Origin of the sequence: Chryseobacterium sp. WLY505, assembly GCF_030846215.1 — a bacterium.
Lineage (GTDB): Bacteria > Bacteroidota > Bacteroidia > Flavobacteriales > Weeksellaceae > Chryseobacterium.
In genome coordinates this window covers 108,987-133,117 of the sequence record NZ_JAVCWI010000004.1, presented here as the reverse complement: position 1 = coordinate 133,117, position 24,131 = coordinate 108,987, and the positions used below count along the sequence as shown (strand labels likewise).

The 24,131-nt window shown below is 36.3% G+C and carries 18 protein-coding genes and 3 tRNA genes; 5 read left to right on the top strand and 16 right to left on the bottom strand.

The window, feature by feature from the left end; genetic code table 11:
* The first annotated feature begins 28 nt into the window (after positions 1 to 28).
* Positions 29 to 784, top strand: a complete 756-nt coding sequence (locus RAH34_RS10910; RefSeq protein WP_306596158.1) for an AraC family transcriptional regulator — start codon at positions 29 to 31, stop codon at positions 782 to 784.
* A gap of 27 nt (positions 785 to 811) precedes the next feature.
* Positions 812 to 1,975: an NAD(P)/FAD-dependent oxidoreductase gene (locus RAH34_RS10905; protein ID WP_306596157.1), complete on the top strand. Its 1,164-nt coding sequence runs from the start codon at positions 812 to 814 to the stop codon at positions 1,973 to 1,975.
* A 102-nt stretch (positions 1,976 to 2,077) separates the two neighbouring features.
* On the opposite strand, the gene RAH34_RS10900 is transcribed toward RAH34_RS10905, so the two are convergent.
* From RAH34_RS10900 to RAH34_RS10890, 3 genes are all read right to left on the bottom strand, one after another.
* Positions 2,078 to 5,080, bottom strand: coding sequence for a reprolysin-like metallopeptidase (locus RAH34_RS10900; RefSeq protein WP_306596156.1), 3,003 nt, complete (start codon positions 5,078 to 5,080; stop codon positions 2,078 to 2,080).
* Positions 5,081 to 5,731: 651 nt separating this feature from the next.
* Entirely contained in the window at positions 5,732 to 7,156 is a 1,425-nt protein-coding gene (locus RAH34_RS10895) for a hypothetical protein (RefSeq protein ID WP_306596155.1), read from the bottom strand.
* A 141-nt stretch (positions 7,157 to 7,297) separates the two neighbouring features.
* On the bottom strand, positions 7,298 to 8,809 hold the full coding sequence (locus RAH34_RS10890) for a tetratricopeptide repeat protein (RefSeq protein ID WP_306596154.1): 1,512 nt from the start codon (positions 8,807 to 8,809) through the stop codon (positions 7,298 to 7,300).
* A gap of 409 nt (positions 8,810 to 9,218) precedes the next feature.
* Here RAH34_RS10890 and RAH34_RS10885 point away from each other — a divergent pair, with 409 nt between their 5' ends.
* Positions 9,219 to 9,713 (top strand): GNAT family N-acetyltransferase, encoded by a 495-nt coding sequence (locus tag RAH34_RS10885; protein ID WP_306596153.1) that lies wholly within the window; start codon positions 9,219 to 9,221, stop codon positions 9,711 to 9,713.
* Positions 9,714 to 9,848: 135 nt separating this feature from the next.
* Positions 9,849 to 10,715 carry a serine aminopeptidase domain-containing protein gene (locus tag RAH34_RS10880; RefSeq protein ID WP_306596152.1) on the top strand — a complete coding sequence of 289 codons (867 nt, stop codon included), beginning with the start codon at positions 9,849 to 9,851 and terminating at the stop codon, positions 10,713 to 10,715.
* Between the two features lie 146 nt (positions 10,716 to 10,861).
* Here RAH34_RS10880 and RAH34_RS10875 read toward each other — a convergent pair whose 3' ends face one another.
* The 8 genes from RAH34_RS10875 to RAH34_RS10840 all read right to left on the bottom strand — a co-directional run bounded on the left by RAH34_RS10875 (position 10,862) and on the right by RAH34_RS10840 (position 18,565).
* On the bottom strand, positions 10,862 to 13,375 hold the full coding sequence (locus tag RAH34_RS10875) for a cation-translocating P-type ATPase (RefSeq protein WP_306596151.1): 2,514 nt from the start codon (positions 13,373 to 13,375) through the stop codon (positions 10,862 to 10,864).
* A 76-nt stretch (positions 13,376 to 13,451) separates the two neighbouring features.
* Complete coding sequence (locus RAH34_RS10870) at positions 13,452 to 13,916, bottom strand: heme-binding domain-containing protein (RefSeq protein WP_306596150.1); 465 nt, start codon at positions 13,914 to 13,916, stop codon at positions 13,452 to 13,454.
* A gap of 400 nt (positions 13,917 to 14,316) precedes the next feature.
* A complete protein-coding gene (locus RAH34_RS10865; RefSeq protein WP_114821550.1) occupies positions 14,317 to 14,703 on the bottom strand; it encodes a hypothetical protein in 387 nt (128 codons plus the stop codon).
* A 299-nt stretch (positions 14,704 to 15,002) separates the two neighbouring features.
* Positions 15,003 to 15,075: transfer RNA gene (locus RAH34_RS10860), tRNA-Lys, on the bottom strand.
* A gap of 276 nt (positions 15,076 to 15,351) precedes the next feature.
* Positions 15,352 to 16,278 carry an alpha/beta hydrolase gene (locus RAH34_RS10855; RefSeq protein ID WP_306596149.1) on the bottom strand — a complete coding sequence of 309 codons (927 nt, stop codon included), beginning with the start codon at positions 16,276 to 16,278 and terminating at the stop codon, positions 15,352 to 15,354.
* Positions 16,279 to 16,299: 21 nt separating this feature from the next.
* A complete protein-coding gene (locus RAH34_RS10850; RefSeq protein WP_306596148.1) occupies positions 16,300 to 17,217 on the bottom strand; it encodes an alpha/beta hydrolase in 918 nt (305 codons plus the stop codon).
* Positions 17,218 to 17,393: 176 nt separating this feature from the next.
* The gene (locus tag RAH34_RS10845) at positions 17,394 to 18,263 is read right to left on the bottom strand and encodes an AraC family transcriptional regulator (protein WP_306596147.1); all 870 of its coding nucleotides are present in this window, start codon (positions 18,261 to 18,263) and stop codon (positions 17,394 to 17,396) included.
* A 229-nt stretch (positions 18,264 to 18,492) separates the two neighbouring features.
* Positions 18,493 to 18,565 (bottom strand) — tRNA-Lys (locus RAH34_RS10840).
* A gap of 327 nt (positions 18,566 to 18,892) precedes the next feature.
* Here RAH34_RS10840 and RAH34_RS10835 point away from each other — a divergent pair.
* Positions 18,893 to 19,054, top strand: coding sequence for a hypothetical protein (locus tag RAH34_RS10835; RefSeq protein WP_156106559.1), 162 nt, complete (start codon positions 18,893 to 18,895; stop codon positions 19,052 to 19,054).
* A 164-nt stretch (positions 19,055 to 19,218) separates the two neighbouring features.
* Here RAH34_RS10835 and RAH34_RS10830 read toward each other — a convergent pair.
* The 5 genes from RAH34_RS10830 to RAH34_RS10810 all read right to left on the bottom strand — a co-directional run bounded on the left by RAH34_RS10830 (position 19,219) and on the right by RAH34_RS10810 (position 24,129).
* Positions 19,219 to 19,291 (bottom strand) — tRNA-Lys (locus tag RAH34_RS10830).
* A 259-nt stretch (positions 19,292 to 19,550) separates the two neighbouring features.
* Positions 19,551 to 20,177 carry a DJ-1/PfpI family protein gene (locus RAH34_RS10825; protein ID WP_306596146.1) on the bottom strand — a complete coding sequence of 209 codons (627 nt, stop codon included), beginning with the start codon at positions 20,175 to 20,177 and terminating at the stop codon, positions 19,551 to 19,553.
* A 105-nt stretch (positions 20,178 to 20,282) separates the two neighbouring features.
* A complete protein-coding gene (locus RAH34_RS10820) occupies positions 20,283 to 21,257 on the bottom strand; it encodes a GlxA family transcriptional regulator (RefSeq protein ID WP_306596145.1) in 975 nt (324 codons plus the stop codon).
* A gap of 222 nt (positions 21,258 to 21,479) precedes the next feature.
* The gene (locus RAH34_RS10815; RefSeq protein ID WP_306596144.1) at positions 21,480 to 23,072 is read right to left on the bottom strand and encodes a beta-carotene 15,15'-monooxygenase; all 1,593 of its coding nucleotides are present in this window, start codon (positions 23,070 to 23,072) and stop codon (positions 21,480 to 21,482) included.
* On the bottom strand, positions 23,065 to 24,129 hold the full coding sequence (locus RAH34_RS10810; protein ID WP_306596143.1) for an HlyD family secretion protein: 1,065 nt from the start codon (positions 24,127 to 24,129) through the stop codon (positions 23,065 to 23,067). The genes RAH34_RS10815 and RAH34_RS10810 overlap by 8 nt, the downstream gene beginning before the upstream one ends.
* Between the last annotated feature and the right edge of the window lie 2 nt (positions 24,130 to 24,131).

Below are 24,131 nucleotides of genomic sequence, written 5' to 3'. Positions count from 1 at the left end.
TCAAAAGCAACCTGCGCAGATCATCATTATGGACAATGATTTCACTTATACCTTCATCGAACCTGACAAAGAGATCACAGATTTTGTTGAAAATCTGGGAACTTTTCAGAACCTTTCAGATGAAGCTAAGGAAGTAGTGATCATTCCTGATGGAAGAATTGATTTATTTTTCTCACAGTCGGCTTCAGAACCTTTCCATATTACCCTTCTCGGACTGGAAACTTATCCTGAACAAAGATTTATCGCTCCCCATACAACAGCTTTTATCGTTAGTTTCAAACCTCTTGCTGTGGAATATATTTTAAATACTTCCATCGCTGATTTATTGAATACCGGAAAAGAGCTTTCTCCTGATTTCTGGAATTTTAAAAGTGATGACTTAAAGGATTTTAATCATTGCTGTACAAAAGCCACTCAAAAAATAAAAGAATTGCTTCCTCAAAAAGCAGATGAAAGAAAAATCAAACTTTTTGAATTGGTATATGCTTCAAAAGGGGAAATGAGCGTACAGGAACTTTCTGAGAAAACAGGATGGAGCAGCAGACAAATCAACCGGTACTTTACCAAACAACTTGGTTTGTCATTGAAAGCCTACGCTACTATTTTGCGATTCAGAGCATCATTGGAACATATTGCCCAGGGAAGACTTTTCCCGGAACTTAATTATACCGATCAGAATCATTTCATCAAAGAAGTAAAGAAATTTTCAGGAGTTGCTCCTAAAGAATTGTCCAAAAATAAAAACGACCGATTTGTACTATTATCTGTATTGAAAGGAAAATAAATTTGCATTGTAAAATTTAAATCAACAATGCTGATAGACAATAAATCAATAGCAATCGTTGGTGGTGGTCCGGCAGGACTTACACTGGCAAGACTTTTACAACTGAAAGGTGCAGATGTAAAAGTATATGAAAGAGATGTTAATAAAAATGCCCGTGTACAGGGCTCCCCTCTTGATATGCATGAAGATTCTGGGCTGGCAGCCATCCGCAAAGCAGAACTTTTGGAAGAGTTTAAAAAGACTTTCCGTCCGGGTGCAGACAGAACACTGATCATGAATGAAAAGGCAGAAATATTTTTTAACGATCATGAAACAAAGCCTGAAGAAGATTTCGGCCATGAACATTTCCGTCCTGAAATAGACCGTGGTCCATTAAGAAATATGCTGCTGGAATCTCTAGATCCTGAAACCGTTGTCTGGGACAGTCATTTTCTCTCTATGGAACGTCAGAATGAAGGCTCGCTGCTGCATTTTAAAAATGGAAATTCGGTGTACGCTGATCTTGTCATTGCTTCAGATGGTGCCAATTCTAAAATCCGACCTTATCTTACTGATCATAAACCTGTTTATTCAGGAATCATTATGCTGGAAGGAAATATTTCAAAAGAAAATGCGCCTCAGATTGATGCTTTGATCAAAGGGGGAAAAATTATGGCATTCGGAAATTCTCAAAATATTTTACTGGGACAAAAAGGCAATGGAGATCTCGGATTCTATGCAAGCTTTAAAGCTGATGAAAACTGGCCTGCCACCAGCGGTCTTGATTTTTCTGATAATGCACAGATGCTAAAATGGTTCAAAACAGAATACCCGGAATGGGATTCTATATGGGACGAATTGTTTGAAAATGCTGCAACTCCTTTTATTCCACGTTTGATTTACTCTATGCCTTTAGATCAAACATGGGAAACTCTTCCCAACCTCACATTGATTGGGGATGCAGCCCACGTAATGCCGCCATTTGCGGGAGAAGGTGCTAATATGGCCATGCTGGACGCCCTGGAACTGAGTGAATATATTACCAGTGACAAATACAACACCTTACAGGAAGCCATTTCCGGCTATGAAACAGCAATGCAGAAAAGAGCTGCAATTGCCACACAGGAATCTCTTGAGAACGGAGAACGGATGCATTCTGAAACCTCATTAACCACTATGCTTGATTTTTTTAACGGTCATCTGGCTTCATAAGTAAAACAAAAGGCTGCCTCATCCCGAGACAGCCTTTTTAAGTTTAATAAACTCTTTTTCTCTCCGCTTTTAGATCCTGATACGGAGATTCATTCGTGCCGTTTATTTTTTGATTAATTTGGTGTTATAAGTGTTTTTCTCATCTTTTATGGTGATCACATACATTCCTTTGATCAGAGAAGCAACATTGATTTTTCCATCAATCTTACCTTCCTGAACAAGTCTTCCATCTGCACTGTAAATTTTGTAATCCCCTTTACCTTTAAGATTCTTCACTTCTACAAATGTATCTGCAGGATTAGGATAAACAGATACCTCTGACGATTTTGTGTCTACTGTTTCTCTCACAGCAAGCGTGCTCGCAGTAATTTTCACAGGAAGGTCCACAATACCTCCGGCCTGGCTTTCCAGCTCACCACATACGCTATTTAAGGCACTCGTTGCAAATTTACCAACCACTCTCATTCTTAACACCTTATCTCCAGAGTAAGTGGTAGCAGGAACAGTGAAGTTAAAACCTGGTAACCCTATATTACCTGCATTTGTTGTCGCTGAAGTCTGCCCTACCCTTTCTGTAGCTTCAAATACTCCGTTTCTATTGTAATCAATCCAGGCAGATACATTTACCGGCATTCCGTTTTGCAAAAGATTCCCTATTCTAGGCGTAAGTGTATAGGTGCTGCCTTGTGTCAAATTAACAACCTTAGTAAGATCTTCGCTTAAATCTTTATAGGACCTTGCTGTAAGATCACTATAATCAAGATTTGCAACAGTAACTTTTAAGATGGATCCTACATAAGGTGAACCTGAATTTAAAAGACAGTAATCAACTCCTGTCTTTAATCCTTTTGTTTTGAATGTATAAGTATTAGAGAATGTCCCGGGAACTGAATTAACTACACCCGCTACCTGTACTTCATAACTCGTTTCATCTTCTAAATTATTCAGAACTACAGAATTTGCCTGGCTCACAGCATTAGACCAGTTTCCTGTTCCTGTTTTTCTGTAGTTAACAGAGTAAGTCGCTCCCGGAACACTATTCCAGGATACTCTTGCTGTTGTTTTGAAAATCTCAGTATCTATTGTAGAAATGCCAGTCGGTGATGATGTAGGAGATGTAGGTGCACTGCCCACGTTGATAGCAGGAGAAACAGCATAAAAGATATTTCCTACAGCTGAAACTCTTAGTTTTACAGCTCCATTTATATTTCCTGGCATTTGTGCGCTATAGCTTCCGGTATTTGGTGTTGCAGCAACAAGGTTGGTCCAGGTTGTGCCATTATCTGTAGTATAATCTATTTTCACACTCGCTGTGTTATAAGGTGCAGCATTTGTATTGGCAACATCCCAATAGATTGTGTTTACAGCATCATTGTACAATACTGAAGATGCAGTAAGCCCATTGAATTTAAACGGTCCATCATTCCCTACAGTCACGGTAGTTGTTGAACTTGAAACCATAGGACGCTGAGCATTCTGATCTCTTACTGTTACAGCATAATTTAATGTTCGGGGGATATAAGATACTGTTTCCCATGCCTGCTTGTCTGTTAGATTTCCGTTCATCACACTCGCTAACGTTGGAAAATATCTTCTTCCGTTTGCTGTTCCGGGAACTGATCTTGTTAAAGCTCCTTTTGGGTTGTATCCCCATCCGCTATCCCCTGAAATTGTAGAAAACTCATCGGTACTGTCATTCTGTTCCCAGGTATAGTTTACAGGATCATTTTCTGCATCCGTAGCTGAAGCTTCAAGATAATAAGCGGTTCCTTTAGGAATACTATAAGCTACCAATGGATTAATTGCTGGTGCAGTATTATTGTTTATATTCTGAGAAGCTCCGCAATTAATCTTGCTTTCCAGATTAGTTAGTACCTGATCAATCGATTTATAATGGAAATATCCATCAGCGTTCGCCTGCACATTATCATAGGTAATCCCGGCATAGCCCATAATAGTAGTTCCTCCTCCAGGCTCTACATTGGCTCCCTGATTGGCATCTGTAACAGAAGTATTTGAAAAGGTGTGATTAGCTCCCAACTGATGTCCCATTTCATGCGCTGCAGTAAAGTCAAAAACTTCACCTACAGGGACAGGTCCCTGGGTGTAAGCAGAACCTTTTTTTATTTCAGTATTAGTGGCCGGATCTACACAGACAATTCCGATTCCTCCTGCATTTCCGCTTCTTTCTGCGTTTTGATTAAGAACGTGTCCGATATCATAGTTGGCATTTCCCACTACAGAGGTAAGGGTCTGTTGCAGCTGGAGATTTAAATTATTAGAATAAGGATCTGTTGCCGGATCAAGATAGATGATATCAGGAAGATTCTGAACGGTAAGATGAGCCCCGAAATCACGTTCAAAAACTCCATTTATTCGGGTCATCGTATTATTCATGGCAGCCAGTACTACTCCTTTTTTTACGTCATCTGTTGCATTGGCAGGAGTACCTGCTGCAGTTAACTGATATTGGCTGTATTCTCCTGTAACGGACAATGCCATTCTAAAATCTCTGTATTTTGTGTTGGTAGGTCTGCTCGCAATTCCAACTCCGGAAAGCATTTTTTTGCCATTCTCTACCAGTTTATTGATAGTCTTGAAATCACGTTCCCCTGTATCACATTTAAAGCCATGTTCTCCCTCATTCTTTGTTTTATAGAATACTCCATAAGTTTGTTTATCAGCACTTATCGGCTCTATAAACTGGAATACACCATTTTTAATAATCATAGACTGCATATCGTTGGGAGATGTACTGAATCTTAAATACTTAGACGGATCATCTACGCCCACTCCTACATATGATCCAAGCTGATATCTTTCGGCCAGCGAAACATCCATCACAGGATTGCTATACACAGCAAATTTCTCAATCTTTCCTTCTACAGTAGGTAAAGAAATAATAACCGGTCTTGCACTTTTCCCGGTTTCTTCAGCATTTCTCAGCATTTCCTGAAGAGATTTAAGATCCACTCTATAGGAGTGCTGCACTTCAACTCCTTCTCTTATCTGTGAAGTTTTCTGAGAGACAGATTCCCATCTCTGAGCATTGAAAACCGTAAAACAAGATGCTAATGCACAAACGAATAAAATTCTTTTTTTCATAGATTTATTTAAAATTACTTTGGTTGTATGATTACATGTTGTTTATTTTTTATCAAAAAGATCATTTAAGATTCTAATTAACACTACAAATAAATATTATGATAAATTCAATAAAATAAAATCAATGATGAAAAATTCACAACAAATCACTTCGCAAAACTTATATATTCTCAATGAAAAACAAAAATAAATGATACTACACGCGTACAACAGCAGAGACAATTCATTAATTATCAACCACTTATATTTCGCAGTAAATCTAGTTCCTACATAAATCTATTATTTATGAATAAGTATTATTAAAAAATTGGATCTGAAAAACGGATAAAAAATATACTGAAAATCAGTTAAAAAAAGATGAAATAGAAAAAGAAGAACTAACTATTCCGTCTAAAAAAGGGAAAGATTAAAAAAACTATTGAGATTTTTAAATAATAAACCTGATCGTAGAAAACAATCTGTAATTTATTAAAAATCAAGTATTTAATAACCTAAATAAAACATGTAGTATCTGTGTAGTACAATCTTTTTTCCTCTTTCCACTAAAAATTTTCATATTTGAACCATTGAGACCACTAAAAAAAACCGAGTGGTGAAAAGAGAATATTTCGAGTACTGTCTGACCTGATAAATCAGACAGTTTTTTTTGGATTATTTTAAAGTATCAAAGAAATGGTAAATATCTGTTTCTCCCGGAATATTTAATTTTTTTCTGATTCTGTATTTTTTCTGCTGAATACTCCGATGCTGAACCATCGTATAGTTTGCTATTTCTTTAGAAGTAAAATGTAGTTTAAGCATTGCGCAAAAAATCAGTTCAGAGTTTTCAAGATTGGGATTTATCGTTAAAAGCTGAGCAATAAACTCCGGGTAAGTTTCTTTAAAACGATCCAGAAATTCAGGATCATTCTTTTTACCGAGTTCTATAACTTCTTCCTGTTTATTGTCATTCATTCTTATTTTCAGATTTTCAGCTTCTATCGTAAGAACTTTTTTCCGTTTCCTTAAGGCAATAATAATTCTCCAGGCATATAGCCCCAACAGAAAAAGTCCTATAAGCGACAGGGAAACGATCCAGTATATTTTACTTTTATGATGGCTGGCATCCTGCTGGGTTACTGTAATAAAAGACTCCATATCCTGATTAATGGTAGCCAGCAGGGAGGTATTTGTTCTGTAAAAAGCATCTGTGTAGGCTTCCAAATAAAAATAGGCCTTCTCTTTATCACCGGTACGTTCATATAACATTCTGAGATCATTATAGATATACTTACCATAATAAGCGTAGACACGTTTTGTTTTATCATTGATTTTCAATGCTTTTTTCAGAGCCTGTTCTGCCTTATCATATTCTTTATAATAAAGAAAATATTCCCCCATAATGGTATTGGCATAAAGAGCTATTCCGTCCTCTTTACCTCTCATATTGGCTTTGTTGTAAGCAGTCGTTATATATTTATAGGCAGAATCCTTGTTTCTCCGTATATACACATAATCACTGATAGCACAATCTGTAAGACCTGTATCATCCAGTTTTTTCGCTTTATGGAAATATTCAAGGGCTTTTCCATAGTCTTTTTTTTGAACAAGATAAATAGCCTGTCTGAAATAAATGCTGAAAAGCAGATCGTTTTTAAGTTCTGACGGATCACTTTTCTTTATAAAATTCATGGCTTCATTATTATATTGAAAAGCTTTATCAATCCTCCGAAGCTCTATATTGAAGCGGCCATACACATTATAAAACCTGGCTTTATGGAGATTGTCCTCTGAATCTTCCAGAATTTCTTTTGCATTATCAAAGAGAATCTGCGATTTTTGAAAATTTTCAAGCGATATATTAAGTTCTGCCAGATTGATATAACACAGTGCCTTCCCATCTTCATAATTCATTTGATCGGCCTGTTTATAATATCTTTTATTGAGATTAATCAACGAATCATATGCTCCTTCTAATCTGAACCTTTCATTCTGCTTCAGTAAAGCGGTGTCAAATTTCTTTTCAGCCTCTTTCTTTGAATGAGAATGGCACGAAACTAAAACAAAAAGCAACACAGAAAGAAAAATACGCATCATATGTTTCTCTAATTACGCTAAAATTGATGATTAAACAATGATCTTATTAAGATGAAATTTTGTATAATTATAAAAGTATCAATGGTTATTTCTGATAGGATCAACAATAAAATCTTTTCATAAAACAAAATCCTGCCGCTTTTATTGTGATCTATTATTGTATTCTGTCAAGTTTTCAAAAAAGTCATAAATATCTGTTTCTCCGGGAATATTCAGTCTTTTTCTGATCCTGTATTTCTTCTGTTGAACAGACTTGTGCTGTACAAAAGTATAATCTGCAATCTCTTTGGAAGAAAAACGTAATTTCAGCATTGCACAGAAAGCCAGCTCTGAATTCTCAAGATCCGGATTGATCTTCATAAGTGATTTAATAAAATCAGGATAGAATTCCTTGAATTTCAACAGGAAAGAGGAATCATTCTTTTTAGCCAATTCAATCACTTCCTCCCGTTGCATTGTCTGGACATGATTTTTCAATGTATCGGTTTGTTCTTTTAAAGTATTCTTCTTCTTTTGTAAACCATTAATTATTTTCCGGACATATACCCCTGAAACGGTAAGCACTGTAATGGATAATGCAATAAATAAAGGAAGATCATTTTTATGCCAGTCTGATTCCTGCTTCATTTCTGAGATAAAATCTTCCGTAGCTTTATTCATAACGGCAAACCGTTCTGCATCAAACCTTCCCTCCTCTTCCATATATTTCTTCAGATAAAAATAGGCCTTGCCTCCGTCATTTTTTTTCTTGTACAGTTCTGCCAGTGCTTTGTAGACTTCTTTTATATGGGAAGAATAAGTCCGTCTTGTTTTAATATTGATCTCCAGTGCTTTTTTAAGTGCTTTTTCAGCCTGTTCACTGTTATCAATTTCATTATAGTAATATCCCATTGTATAATAAACCCAAAGAGACTCTACGTCTGTTGTTTTCTGTCTGATCATTTTTTCATCTGCTCTGGCAATGTATATACCGGCAGAATCAGGTTTACGGGTAAATAAATAATATTGCGCCACCATACAATTGGTATACGCCGAGTTTTCCAGCATATTTGCTTTTGTAAAACATTTTAAGGAAGTTCCGAACCATCCTTTCCATGCATAGTAAATCCCTTTGTTTACATAAAGTCTTGGCAGAAGTCTTTGGCTAAGCTTTGTTTTTTTCGCCTGTTTTAAATAATAGAATGCTTTTTTATTACATTCTATCGCTTTGTCATTGAGTTTAAGGTGGGAATAATAAAGGCTGTAATCATCATAGAAGACTGCTTTGTGGTAATTGTTTTCAGAATTGATAAGGTCTTTTTCTGCTTTATTGAAGAAAAAACGGGCTTTTTCATAATTCCCTGCAGAAACATTTACACCTGCCATATTCAGATAGCAGAGTCCTTTTCCACCTTTGTAACGCATTTTGGCGGCTTTTTTCAGATATTCTTTATTAAGCCTGACAAAAGCTTCATATTCACCGGACAGCTGAAGTTCTGAACTTTCAGTCAATAGAGACACATCAAAGTTTTCCCTGTCTGCATTTTGAGAATCATTGTGACATGAAAATATAACAAGCAATAACCCCACGCAGATTGTAAGGGCAACTATTTTCTTTATCCCTTTTGAATGTTCCTTTATCTTTTTAAAAATGATTAAGTCAATTTTTCCCATCATCACACTTTTCCCATGTGTATCCACATATCTACCTATTCACTCATTTACAAATAAGCTGATAATTACCTGACGTTATTTTAATATTATTCCCCAATAAGTGTTATAAATATACATAATTTATCATGTTTATTATGAAATAAACTAGTTATTTCGCAAAAATGTAATATTGAAATAAATAATGTAATATCCTCACTTTAAACAAACACTTTTTAAAATTCCCATATTGCATTGATATACGTATTCTGATCAAAAAAGTGTTTATTGTGTCTATAATAAGACTATCTGAAATGAAAATTGTTACAAATAGATAAGACCAATGTATAATTTTAACTATGTATTGCAAATTCCGTTATCTGATAAAATTATTTTCATCTTTGTATATTAATATAAATAAAACCTGATGAGCATGAATTATATTTGTTATCGAAAACTTCACCCTGAAGAAAGTAAAGCATACCGCGCAATCCGTCTGGAAAGTCTTGAACAATTTCCCGAATCATTTTGTGCCAACTATCATGAAGCCCTGAAAATTGAAAAATTTCAATTAGAAACAGACATTGAAGAACAGACTTTTGGAAAATTTGTATTGGGTGCCTACGCAGATGATGTGCTTATCGGCATATGTACTTTCGTCAAAAGCGACAAAAACTCTGGTACAATTTACCAAATGTATGTAAAAAAGGAGTTTCAGGGGAAGAATATAGGTCAGGGATTGATTGAAGCTGTTATTCATGAAGCAGGCAGGCAATTTAATGATATTGAAATTCTTTTAGAAGTTGCCCCGGGAAATGATAAGGCTTACAATTTATACAGAAAGACAGGATTTTTAGAAATAGAAAACACTTCTGCCCAGAATATCAATAAGGTTATTATGATGAAATATACACCTCAAAAAAATTGAATAACCATTGAAAGTCTTAACCAGAAACCTAGCACTGCATAGTTAAATATTATTATGTAATTGGGGTATTTATTACATTTAACAGAGAAAAGGATACCACTACAATGTATCCTGATTTTTAAAGTTAAATTAAACATGAAAACGGAAAATTTTGAAACAATATGTGAAGACGGTATAAAGCTTAGAGGAATTCTTCTTATTCCGGATCATCCGAAAGCCGTCATCCAGTTTAACTGCGGCACCGGAACAAAGAAAGAATTCTATTTGTCTTTCCTCACCTATCTTGCTGAAAATGATTTTCTGTGCTGTCTTTGGGATTACAGAGGAAGCGGAGATTCTTTTTACGGAAGTCTGAAAACCTGTGAGTTCACCTTCTCAGATTATGGAGTAAAAGATATGCCCGCCATCAAAGATTTTCTCAATAAGAGATTTCCTGATCTTCCGTTTATGATTGTTGGGCATAGTGCGGGCGGGCAGCAAATAGGATTTATGAAAAATCTGGACAATGTAAAGGGAATGATCAATTTTGCTGTATCAGCTGGATATTACATGAATATGCCATTCTCTTACAGAATGAAGGCGTATTTTTATTTTTACATTTTTGCGCCGATAAGTGTTCTGATGACAGGATATGTAAAAGCCAAAACCTTTGGATTAATGGAAAACCTGCCTAAAAATGTAGTCTATGAGTGGCGAAACTGGCTTGAAAAGAAAGATTATTTTTTCGATGCTCAATTTTATGGTACCACTGTTCCTACAGGGCATTTCAAGAATTATGCATTTCCTATTCATTTATTCTGGACTACGGATGATACCATTTCAAGCCGGAAAAATACAGAAACGTATTGGCAGCACATTGACAGTAAAGAAGATATTACTTTCACAAAACTGGTTCCTTCGGAATTAGGATTAAAAAAAATTGACCACTTTGGTTTTTTCAAAAAAAATATGAAAGACAGGCTTTGGGAAAACGTAGTATGTACATTAAACGGTTTTCTTTAAATATTTAAAAAAATATTTTTCAGCATTGAAATTCATCAGAAGAAAAATATCAGGCAAGAAGATAATGATCATATTGAGTCTAAAGTAATAATTTATAAATCAACTATTTAAAAAAACAAAATTAAATTACTATTGATTATTTTTTTCTACTTATTTTTCTTTTTATAAAGCCTTTTACCAAATTTATAAATTTCAAACCACAACACACAAACAGAAGCTGTAAGCAATGCCCAGCCAAGCTCTTTTAAAGAAAGAGAAGTCACACTGAAAAATTTTGACACAGGAGCCAGATACAGAATTACCAAAAGCAGAAGAAGAACTACAACAGAAATTCCTGTAAGCAGTAAATTACGGTTTTTAAAACTCTCCACTACGCTATAATAAAAAGAGCGGTTCACGAAGCTCAGGAGTATATTGGAAAATATAAGAGTACTGAAAACCAGCGCCCTCGTTTTAGTTTCATCGTTTCCAAAATCCACAGAATTCTGGTACATCCAAAGGATTCCACCAGTAATAACCAACCCCTGAATAATACTTAATGTGAGTTCCCTCCAGTTCAGAAATGTATCTGTAAGAGCTCTGGGATGTTTCTGCATCGCGTTTTTTTCTATAGGTTCATTTTCATAAACAATAGAACACGTTGGCCCCATAACCAGTTCAAGAAAGATTACATGTACCGGCGTAAATATATGTGGAAATACCCAACCCAGAAATAATGGTAAGGAAACAGTAAGTATAATAGGAATATGAATGGAAATGATATACTGAACGGCCTTCTTTATATTAGCATAGATTCTGCGTCCGGCAGCTATACCGGTGACAAGTTTATCCAGATCATCATTGGTTATCACCAGGGCTGCAGCAGATTTTGCAATTTCAGTACCTTTATTTCCCATCGCCACTCCTATATGAGCAGCTTTCAGTGCAGGTCCGTCATTCACACCGTCTCCGAGCATCGCCACAATATGACCTTGTTTTTTTAATGCTTTAACAACTTCAAGCTTTGCTTCCGGGAACATTCTTGTAAACAGTGTTGCATTCTCGGAAAGTTTTAATAAATCTTGTTCTGAAGTTGTAGTAATTTCATTTCCGTTAATTGCCGGAGCATTGTTTTTAATTCCAGCCTGCAATGCAATAGCCTTTGTAGTATCTGCATTATCTCCGGTAATTACTTTTACTTTAATACCTGCTTCGTAAATATGCCTGAATACATCTTTTATCCCTTTTTTAGGAGGATCATAAAATACCGTCAATCCTAAAAAATCAAATATAAAATCCTGCTGTTTATCAGGGAAATTATTTCCTTCAAATTGAGATTTAGCCACCCCGAGCACTCTGTATCCCTGTTCACCAAAGTCTTTAATTACCTTTCTTATTTTATTTTTCTCGTCCTCTGAAAGATTTGAAACAGCGATAATAGCTTCAGGGGCTCCCTTAGCTGCAATCATTCTGTTTTTTTGTGAATTCTCAAAAAGGTGGGTCATCATTGGAGGTTTTCCCTCCAATGGATATTCATGAACCAACTGATAGTCTCTTCTCTTGTCGGGCCTTTGGGTTTGCTCATATACTTTATGCAGCGTTACCTCCATAGGATCAAAAGGTACGGGCTCACTACTCCACATTGCATAATCAACAAGTTCATTCAGTTGGTTTGTTTCAAATTCTGTCTCCTGATAAATTTTATCGGAATGATAGTCATAAAGATATTTCAACTGCATAGCATTCTCAGTAATTGTACCTGTTTTATCGGTACAGATTACAGTAACGCTGCCCAAGGTTTCAACAATACTGCTTTTCTTTATAATGATTCCTTCCCGCATCAGTTTCCAGGCTCCCAGCGCCATGAAAGTAGTAAAAGCTACGGGAATTTCTTCGGGAAGTACAGACATGGCCAATGTAAGCCCGCTCAAAAGGCTGGTTACAAAATTACCTGTTTTGACAAAACTGAAGATGCATACTGCCAAAAAAATGATTATTCCGATAACAGCCATGCTTTTTACAAAGTTTCTGATCTGAATTTGTAAAGGAGATGCTTCTGTTTTTATATCCAGAATAGATTGTCCTATTCTTCCTACTTTCGTTTCTTTTCCTATATTTTCAACCTCAAAAACAGCAAGACCAGAGACGGTAATTGTTCCGCTATATACTCTGTTATCTTCTGACTGGCTGTCTTTGAAAACAGAAAAGCTCTCTCCCGTAAGCGAAGATTCATTCACAGAAAAATCGTTGCTGTGAACAATTCTTCCGTCTGCATTGATAAGATTTCCTTCTTCGGTAATGCATAAGTCTCCGACAGCTATTTCAAAAGTGGGAATATTGACTATCCTTGAATCTCTAATCACCTTACTCAAAGGTTCGTTAAGTTTTTCAAGTTCCTCCAGTGCCTTTTTACTGCGGTTATCCTGATAAAATGAAATGGCTGTAACTGCAATAATGGCCGCCAACATAAACAAGGCCTCTCCATAATCACCGGTAAGAACATAAACAAAGGAAACACATATCAGAAGAATGAGCATTGGCTCTTTCAAAATACCGATAAGCAGGTCTGGCCATGATTCTTTTTTCACCGCTTCAAGACGGTTATATCCGTACTTTTTCCTGGAAACCAATACTTCCGCTTCCGTAAGGCCTTTCAAATCCTGAGGTATATTATAATTCATATGAGATGGATATAATATTAAATTTACTCATTGTTTTTCTTATATTGACATATTTGTCCCGTATTTTAAGAAACTGCTATTGAATCTCTTTCTTCAGATCTTTTACCCACGCTTCAATGTCCGCCTTTTCAGTTGCAGACAGTTTTGCGCTATGGTGAATCATAGTGTATGAGGCAAGGGGCATTTCATCATTTTGCATCGTTTCCACAACCTCATCAAGTTTATGCAATTTTTTTTCTTTAGAATAAGTATTAAATTCATCAAAATTAAAATGCCGCTTTCCTGAATTAACATGATCTGCCAACCACCATTGTACAGGCTGTATATTATTATACCATGGATAAACAGTTGTATTTGAATGACAATCATAGCAGCTTGTTTTCAATAATTTCTGCACATGGGCAGGAACTTGATAGTGTTTCCCGATTTCATTCCCCGAGGGTGCGGCAGCTATATTTTTTTCATTGTCAACAAACTGAATGATCACAAAAAGCATGAGTATAAATCCTGCTCCTATTTTTATTAAAGATGATATTTTCATTATGATATGTATTTTTAAATAATTCTATAACCGCAATTTTATTCATCTGCAGTATTTTAAAATTTCACGAGAAGAGTATAAGCATTTCTATATCTGTTGCATCAAAAGAAGGTGCTGTAGTAAAAACTTACACCCGATTACGTGTATTGTCCGGCATCATATCGATGGTTAATTTTATGCCCAGATAAGATCAACCTCACGATCAGCAATGCAATACCGATTTTATTCTTTACAGAAAAAATCAATGACTTTTAAAAGCTTAATTTAATGGAGTAATCTGTTGTTTTGAAGAAATTCCACTATTCTCAGTCATAGGCTTAATCGTATCTGCGCAGTATACAGACACTTTAATGTAGAAAAACAGAATACCTTCCCAATCAAAAAAATGATTAAAAACAGATTACGATTGACCAGATCTTGGCGGCTGCCATATAGAATTGATAATTTCTTTATTGTACAGACCACTTTTGTGAATGGCCTTCTTGATCTCAATAGGATTAAATATTTTCTCTATACCATAAAAATCCAGCGAAGGAGTAATCGTGAAAACTACCGACAGCAGGTTTGCATGGGATACAAAAGGTAATCTTTGGTCCTGATCATGGTCACTGTCTTTCACAGGATGATCATAATGGGTTTTGAGGAATGCCGTAAGAGACATTTCAGGGTTTTGGTTTTTGTGCTGAATATAATGCTCAATAAGAAGCGGCATTTTCAAAAACTGATATAACTCGGTTGTAGAAACCAAATATAATGATAGCAACAATATGGAAATCAGCTTTTTCACTATATCAAAGTTATGAAATATTTCATTAAGAATGATTTTAAATAAGTAGCCGGAAGCTCTTGTATACGGTGGTCGATAAGTGATTATATACTAAGCATTATTTGGTCAGAAAATTATAGAAAATAGAGTTATAAAACGATCTGTCAGTATGATGAATCAATAAAGCACTTTTACTTAAGCTTGAAAAATTGGAAAATTCAGAGAAGGATTATCGGAAAAACTCAGCCGCAAACCTAAATAATAAGCTAACTATATAAAAAAAGAACAAATCATTTTTATTAATGATTTGTTCCATCCAGTGACCCGGCTGGGATTCGAACCCAGGACCCATACATTAAAAGTGTATTGCTCTACCAGCTGAGCTACCGAGTCGGCCATTTACTTTTTCAAGCAAATCCCTTTGTTTAAGGGACTGCAAAGATAGAAACTTTTTCTTTATTTATAATACTTTCGTAAAATTTCACGCACTGAATTTTGCTAACTTTTACAAAATCAGAGACAAAAATTTTCAGGTTCAGCCACAGATCTAAGTTTTAAATCCTGTAAAAAAGGATAAATTAGATTTTAATAAAAAGGATTATTCAATTGAATAACCCTTTTTATCATCACTACAGTATCTGTTAAAAATAATCTCTTTCCTGAAATTTCTTATAAATTTTCTTTGAAAAAAGGAACAACTTTTTCCAATGCCTGCTTTACCGGCTCAGGCTGGTCATAAAGATCATAATGGGAGAAACCTTTTATAACTGATAATTCTTTTTTCTGTGATGCAGCACGACGAATAATTTCGTATCCGTCCCTGTAGGCTCCGAATCCACCTGGCTTATCACCCACCACTACCAGAATGGGTTGAGTCAATAAGGTTTCAGCAAGATAAAACGCATCCCAGCCCATTCCTATGCCTAGGCGTGAATAAACAGCACTTGTGGCACCTCCAATAGCCTGCCCTCTTGAAGTTTTATAATAATCCGTAGCCTCCAGTACATCTATATCGTCAATCCCTGCAGCTTTACCTACTTCTACACTTTCAGGCAGCATATTGATCGTCAATAAATCATCACCTTTAGCTTCAGAACTTCTTTGTGAAGCAATCTGGCCCAGGACTTCCATAGGACTTCCGCCTGCAAAACCGTCACGTAACAGACGTCCAAAGTTTACTCCAGTAATGGAAACCACTGCTTTGATACGGCGTTCAGTCATCGCAATATTCAAAGAATACGCTCCTCCTCCACAAACTCCCAATATCCCGATTTTTTCAGCATCTACATAAGACAGGGTCTCCAGATAGTCAATGGCATATCGAACGTCATCTGTACGCTGGTATGGATTTTCAATATATCTAGGCGTTCCTCCACTTTCTCCCTGAAAAGAAGCATCAAATACCAACACAACAAACCCTGCTTCTGCTAATGCTTTACCATACACATTTCCTGCCGTCTGTTCTTTACAGCTTCCAATAGGATGCATGGAAATAATGGTTGGATATTTTTTATTCTGATTGAAATCTGCTGGAAAATGCAGAATTCCAGCATTGTCCCAAGCTACGTTTTTAAATGTTATTTTTTGTGTATTCATTGTGATTAAGTTTGATAATGTTTATAATTTTTCAGAAAAGAAAGCTGCCAGCTGAGCAACAGCCTCATTTACATTATTTTCTCTGTCGTACAATGACATGTGGTTGGCTCCTTCTATGATATATTTTTTCTTATCTGAAGTTGCTGCAATCTTTAGAAGATCATCACTCATCCACGCACTTCCTGCAACACTTCCGACAATAGCCAGCAGAGGTTGTGTGAAAAACGCTTCTGCTTTGTTATAAGCATCATAGGTAATAATCTGTGTAAGGCTTCTTAATGTCGCCCATCCCGGAGCTGTAGGATATTGACAGCGGTCTGTGTGGTAATATTCCCAGGCTTCTCTCAATTCTTCGTTGGGGGCGTCTTCTTCTTTCATAGGTGCTAAAGGCATAGTCTGCAGTCCTTCTTTTGCATCCTGGGTTCTTGCATCGGCTCCTGCGATCAGATAGGGCATTGCATCGGCATCTTTTACATTATTTTCCCAGCCATTACGAAACATGGAACCAATATTCACTGCACTTACCATTCCTACCGCTTTAATTCTGTGATCATTAATGGCTGCATTTGCAGTATAGCCGGCACCGGCACAGATACCCATCGCTCCAATCCTTTCTGCATCTACATAAGAAATAGTGGTCAGATAATCTATTACTGCACTTATATCCTCCGTTCTGATATAAGGATTTTCCAGCTGGCGTGGTTCACCTGTACTTTCCCCCTGATAAGAAGCATCGTAAGCAATAGTGAGCCATCCGTTTTCTGCCAGTTTCTTTGCATACAGTCCGGATGCCTGTTCTTTTACACCGCCACCGGGATGCGAAACTACTATCACCGGATATTTTTTATTTTCATCAAATCCTTCAGGGAAATTAACAATTGCTGATAAGGTAATATCCTGTCCGTTTCCATTTTTAATACTGATTTTCTTTTGTAACATGATCTTATTTTTTAAATTAAAACATTTGTTATTTTGATAGAACAAAGTTACCATGAGCACCTGCTCAGATACGTAGACAGATTACTCCAAAACGGAGACTTTTTACAGTTTATAATTTTTCTCCAATAAAAAAAGCAACCTCAAAGGCTGCTTAATATGTGAATAATTCAGATGTTTTATGACTGCATTCCTCGGAATACTTTTGGAGACATACCGGTTTTTTTTCGGAAAAATCTTGCAAAATAATTAGGGTAATCAAAACCCAGACTGTAAGAAATTTCACTGATGGAAAGTGACGTGTTTTTAAGCTTGTCTTTTGCTTGTTTTAATACAAAATTATGAATATGCTCTATAGGAGATTCGCCGGTAAAATGCTTGATCAGATCTCCAAAATAATTGGCAGACAGGTTGGCCTTCTGTGCAAAAAATGCAACAGACGGAAGACCTGAAACTTCTTCTTTCTGACTGAAATACTGTTTCAGGTTTTCATAAAAATTTTCAATTACTGAATCATATATACTGCTTCTTGAATCAAATTGTCTGTCATAAAACACTTGGGTATAAGACAAGATCAAAGTAATATACGACAGGATAATATCTCTGGAATAGTTTTCTTTCTGGAATTCATTATATGCCTTTTTATAAAGATCCCACAGGATTTCTTCCTCTTCTTTTGTAAGAAACAATGCCTCATGGTTATTGTAGTGGGGGAAATTATATTCTTTTGCCAGCTTATTGATATATCTGGCACTTACCAGAATATTATAGCCGGACTTAGGAATATTAATATCCCACTCCAGATTGTTCTGCGGGCAATCAACATACATAAAGGATTTTGCCTGGTCTTCCAGAAAATCGGTTTTCTTAAAGTTCTTTTCCAAAGGTGGTTTTATAGCCAGCAAATAGAAATCTATGGTAACGGAATCGGATTTCAACCTTATATTTTGTTCATTTTCAAAATTGATGATAAGCAAGTCATCATTTTTAGGTTGAGCAACGTTCAGATAGGATGCAAATTCTTTTATATTAAATATTTTATTAGCCATTGCTTCAGAAATAATGTGTATACAAAAGTAGTTTCTTTGTCAGCTAACATAAGGATACATTTTAAGGTAAAAAAGAAATATTTTACTGATTTTCAAAAACGGGTGCTTTTATCATCTTCATCTCATGTATTGATGGTATAACATAAAATTATCAGAATGACGAAAAATAAAAATATTACATGGAACAGAATACAAAAAAAGCTTCAACGTCTGTTGAAGCTTTTTCAAGTGACCCGGCTGGGATTCGAACCCAGGACCCATACATTAAAAGTGTATTGCTCTACCAGCTGAGCTACCGAGTCGGCCACTTACTTTTTTAAGTAAACCCCTTTGTTTAAGGGACTGCAAAGATAGAAACTTTTTCTTTATTCACAATACTTTCCGGACATTTTATGCCTGTGATTCCGCTAACTTTTACAATATCAGACATAAAAATTTCACACACCTTAGGAGGTTCTTAATGTAAATTTCAAAAATGAGCCCAAAAGGCTTCCGTTAAAAATTGAAAACAGCAGTGAATCCCTTTGCTACTCGCAGACGATCAGTAGATCAATTTTATTTTCTTAAAATATGAAACGACCTTACTATCAATAATTTGTTTTTGTCAAATAAATTTACTATATTGATACATGAAAAAAAATGAACGTCAGGACAATATAACACACGCTGGCAAAATTAACGAACGAACAAAAGCATTGGAAGTCCTTGAAAAAGCGAAAAAAGTACAAGGAAAAATTACATTTCTCCGCCAGGGAGTCGGAAGAAACTTTAAACCCAAAAATGAGGAATAAAGGTATAGCTGAATTTCAATTGAAAAAGTACGAGTACAATCAACTGGTCCGTTAATTTAAATAATCGGCCATTTTGAAACATTATAGCAAACACTATAAATAAAAAACCTGCAAAAATAATTTGCAGGTTTTTTATGCTTTTGAAAATTTATATTTTCACATTGTGACCCGGCTGGGATTCGAACCCAGGACCCATACATTAAAAGTGTATTGCTCTACCAGCTGAGCTACCGAGTCGGCCACTTACTTTTTCAAGTAAATTCCTTTGTTTAAGGGACTGCAAAGATAGGAAAACACTGTTTAAATCCAAATTTTTCTATGCTTTTTTGTGATAAATTTCACCACTTAAAATTTAAACATCTGTTTATAAATTAATTACGTTTACTATTTTTTTTCAATAAAATTACAGAATGAGTAATCGTTTAATTAAAAATAAAATTTCCGCCAATTTTTACGGTTGACGAAAATTTTAAAACCATCTATTTTTCTGTTACACTCAAATTTCAGATTTTCCGTTCTGATATTCGAAAATATCGATAATGTTATCCATTGTCTCCTTACCGAGATGTTTTCCAATCAGATAAAGAGCAGCGTCTATTCCAGCCGTAATTCCAGCCGTAGTTATCAACTGTTCCTGATCCACGTAACGAACATTTCTAATCACATTAGCTTCCGGATTATACTGTTCTAAAGTATCTAACAACATACTATGGGTAGTAATATCATGGTTTTCAAGGATACCTGTTCCGGACAACAGCATACTTCCTGTACATACTGTAAACACAACGGTTCCGGCATCATAATGAGTTTTAATCCATTGTAAAACGGTTTCCTGAAAATTCTTATCCTGAAGGTATTTCATAATGTGTTCAGGATTTGCTCCGGGAACCACAATCATATCCGGCTCAGGACAGGAATGGATATCATAGGTAGGAATAATAGCCATCGTATTGGCTTCCATATACACCGACTCTTTTGTTTTTCCAACTGTAAAGCAATGATAAGCGTTAGGATGTACAACATTCGCCTTAACGAAAACATCCAAAGGACCATTTAAGTCAAGAGCTTCTACCTGATCATAAATTAAAAATGCGACCTTCATTGTTTTAGGGTCTTGTTTCATAATTCTTTTATTTTTAAGATGATTATTTTTTGAATAAAGGCATAGTTCTCCCCTGCCGACCTTTGAGGATGATCAGTTTTATTTTAAATCAGTAAGAGAAAAAAATTATTCTGCAGTCTTAAACGCTTTCCGGTATTGCGCCGGAGAAATGGAGATATTTTTAAGAAATACCCGACGAATCGAAACGGCGTTGCTAAATCCACATTTAACCGCAATCATATCCACACTCATCTCAGTATATTCCAGCATATTTTTCGCCTGATCCAGTCTCATTTTTTCAAGAAACCTGCCGGGAGTCATTCCTGATTCTTTTAGAAATACTCTGGAAAAATTACGGGGACTCATATTCAGTGACTCAGCAATATACTCTACTGTTATAGCTTCATTCAGCTTATCTTTCAACAGATCACGGACCTCTTTTGTAAAAGGAGACATTATTTCATATTCCGGTAGTGCATCTCCAAACTGCGACTGCATTCCGGCTCTTTTTAAAGGCAGAACAAGATGACGGGCAACTTCTATGGCCAATGGTTTTCCAAAATCTTCTTCCAAAAGAGCCAACGCAAGATCCATCCCGGAAGAAACACCTCCCGATGTATAGATAGGTTGATCACGAATAAAAAAAGGATTGACATTCACCTCTAGTTTGGGATAAGACTTCTGCAATGTATCTGCAAATTTCCAGTGGGTAGTGACCTGCTTACCATCCAACAGCCCTGCTTTGGCCAGAACAAATGCCCCAACGCAGACAGATCCCAGCCGTCTTACGTCTGACTTTATATTCTGAAGATAATGATAGAGATCGTGGCTGATTTCCTCCAGTACACTCAACGCTGTCCCAGCTACCAGTAAAGTATCTAAAGGAAAATCAATATCATAAATCGTATGACTGCATGATAATGGCATTCCTGAACCGGAATAGATAACCTTCTCTGAAGTTCCGGAAACGAGATACACATGATAGCCAGTATCTTCTTTATCAGTGTTCAGAAAACGGTTGGCCGCTGTAAAAACATCCCATGGTCCGGCAATATCAAGCAGCTGTACCTGTGGTAATGCCAGAAGTACTATATTTTTCATTCCTGTATGTTGTCCTTCTTTCTTCATATCCCGTTCTGTATGAGTACAAATGTAGAGAGAAAGGATTTTGTCTGCAATGACAAAAAACATACAATTCCGGCCAGAAGCGTTTATCTATTTTCTGTCATAACAAAAGAGACTGCCTTATCAGACAGTCTCAGCACTCTACTATAAAATTAGCTAATAAGCTATACTTTTGATTGATAAAAAATAAAATTGCACTTATGCAGGTGACAGTCTGCGGGATTTCAGATAAAGAGCAGTACGGTTGAGATAGGGAAAAAGAAAAATCAATAAGAGTGAGGCAGCAAGAAGCCACACCATCATTTCATAATAATCCATCGCAAAGCGGACATGATCCTGAACATTCATTCTTCCTACCAATAACTTATGGGCAGCTTTTACAGCCTTTTCTTCAGGCATTCCTCTTGAAATAAGCTTAGCCGTCTGCTGATGAAGAAAATGTTTAACTTCAGGATCGACAGCAGTTAAATGATCCTGAAAAGCATTATAATGGCGGCTTTTTTCAAAGAGTTCAAAAAAATTGATCAGGGCAATACTGATACAAAATCCGAGATATCGTATTGCTAAGGCTGTTGCAGCAGCTGAAGGTCCAATAACAGCAGGAACAGAAGAAATAATATAAATAATGGTCGGAACCATTATCAACCCTACCCCTAATCCCTGAAGAAATAACGGAACGTAATAATTAAACTCATCAGCCTGAACATCAAAAGAATAATACATCAATCCATGAAAGATCAATAGCATTAAAAAACCTGGCCCCCAGATATATCGTATATTTTTCTTTTGCAAAACCATACAGCAGGCAATGATCACTCCTGCAACCAATCCCATAAGATTGAAAATATTAATATAGGATATATGAAACGGGTCCAGATGCAGTTCTGCAGCAAAATACGTATTGACAATCCCTGAAGCAAACCGGCATATATACATGACAAAAAGAATCAGTAAACCTACTTTAAAGTTCCTGTATCTGAAAACCTGCAGATCAATATAAGGTCTTTTAATGGCCTGCTGACGGAATATGGAGATTCCTGCTAAAGCAATAATTCCGATGACACTTCCCAGAATACGGCTATCTTCCAGCCAATAATATTCCTGACCAAAAATGGTAATATATCCTACCAAAACCAATATCGTACTGAAAAGTCCAAAACTCTGCCAGTCCAGTTTATACAAGTGAAATCTTGCATGGGTTCTGTAATTACTCATAGCCAGAGTCAGGAAAATAAGTCCCGGAAGATAAGAGAAGATGGCAGTTTTATAAACGATATTAAAATTATAGGAATCGATGAGATCTGCAGTTATCAGATTATTAAAAGGCAAAGCACAAATTAAGATTCCAAAAAATACTGAAAAACTGATCTCCCGTCCTCTTTCACTGCTCAATCTTGTAAAAATAAGAGTCAGTGAAAGGTTGACATTTCCGGCAAATAACATTCCCTGCATAAAACGAACCGGAAACAAAATATAGACTTCGCGGGTGAAATAGCATATCAGACAAGCCAGAATCTGTAATGTGGTGAACAGAACAAAATATTCTTTTGCGGCCAGAAAACTGAAAAATCGTCTTTCCAGGCTATAAAAACCTACATACCCTGCATAAAACAAGGCTACTGAAAACTGAATATCCGCTGGTTCACATCCATAATATCCGGCTGCAGCATTCACATTAGACAATGGCAGAAAAAAGATAATGATTCCCGGAAGTGTCATTGAAAAAAGAATAATCTTCACCAGCCATTCCGGAGCCCATTTTTTGAAATAGGGCATTTGTCTTTTAGCCATTGGAATGCTTTTTATTGGCGTAAACATTCACATTCATTCCCACTTTCAGAACATCAATCTGACTTCTTTGTCCATCCACTCTGATTCTTACGGGAATACGCTGTACAATTTTCACGTAATTTCCGGTAGAGTTATCCGGTGGAAGCAGTGAAAAACTTGAACCTGTTGCAGGAGAAAGGGAAATAATTGTTCCCTGGAATTCTTTGTCCGGATAAGAATCTGCAACAATTTTCACATGATCTCCAATGTGCATATCCTTGATCTGAGTTTCTTTATAATTGGCTACCACCCATTTGTCAGTTTCATTATTGACAATAAAGGCCAGCGTTTCTCCGGCATCAATCATCTGCCCCACCTCAACCGTTCTGCGTCCCATTCTTCCATCATATGCTGCAGTCACAGCGGTATAACTTACATCCAGTTTATGACGGTCCAGCAATGCTTCCAGTCTTGCAATTTCTGCTAAAACAACTGTTTTTTCTGCCCTTATATCATTAATTTTAGATACTGAAGCAGCATAATTATCCTGTGAAGACTGATAATCGCTTTCATTCACCTCCAGGGTTGCTTTCACGTCCTCAAGACGTTGTTTGGTAGCAGATTCTTCATCATAAAGCTTTTTATATCGGTTATAATCTAGCTGTTGTTTCCAGACTTTCGCTTTGCTGGCATCTACCTGAGCCAATGCTGCTGCGGCTTCCTTTTCTGTAGTTCCTGTCGTACTTTCCAATACTCTCAGTTGGGCACGCGCTTTCTGAATGGCAGCCTGAGTCTGTTTTTCCTGAAGAATATATTCGCGGTTATCAATGATTAAAAGAGTATCTCCTTTTTTAACTTCCTGGTTTTCCTCAAACTTTACTTCAACAATGAATCCTCCGGCTCTTGAAATAATAGGGTTGACATATTCCTGAACCTGTGCATCATTGGTCTGCTCGTAGGCATAATAATTTTTTAAGGTAAAACCGCCCCAGACAGCAAGTGCGGCAACGATTACAACTGAAATCCATCCTGTGATCTTCGTGATCATTCTATCGGTGGGAGTATATTTTTTTTTCATTG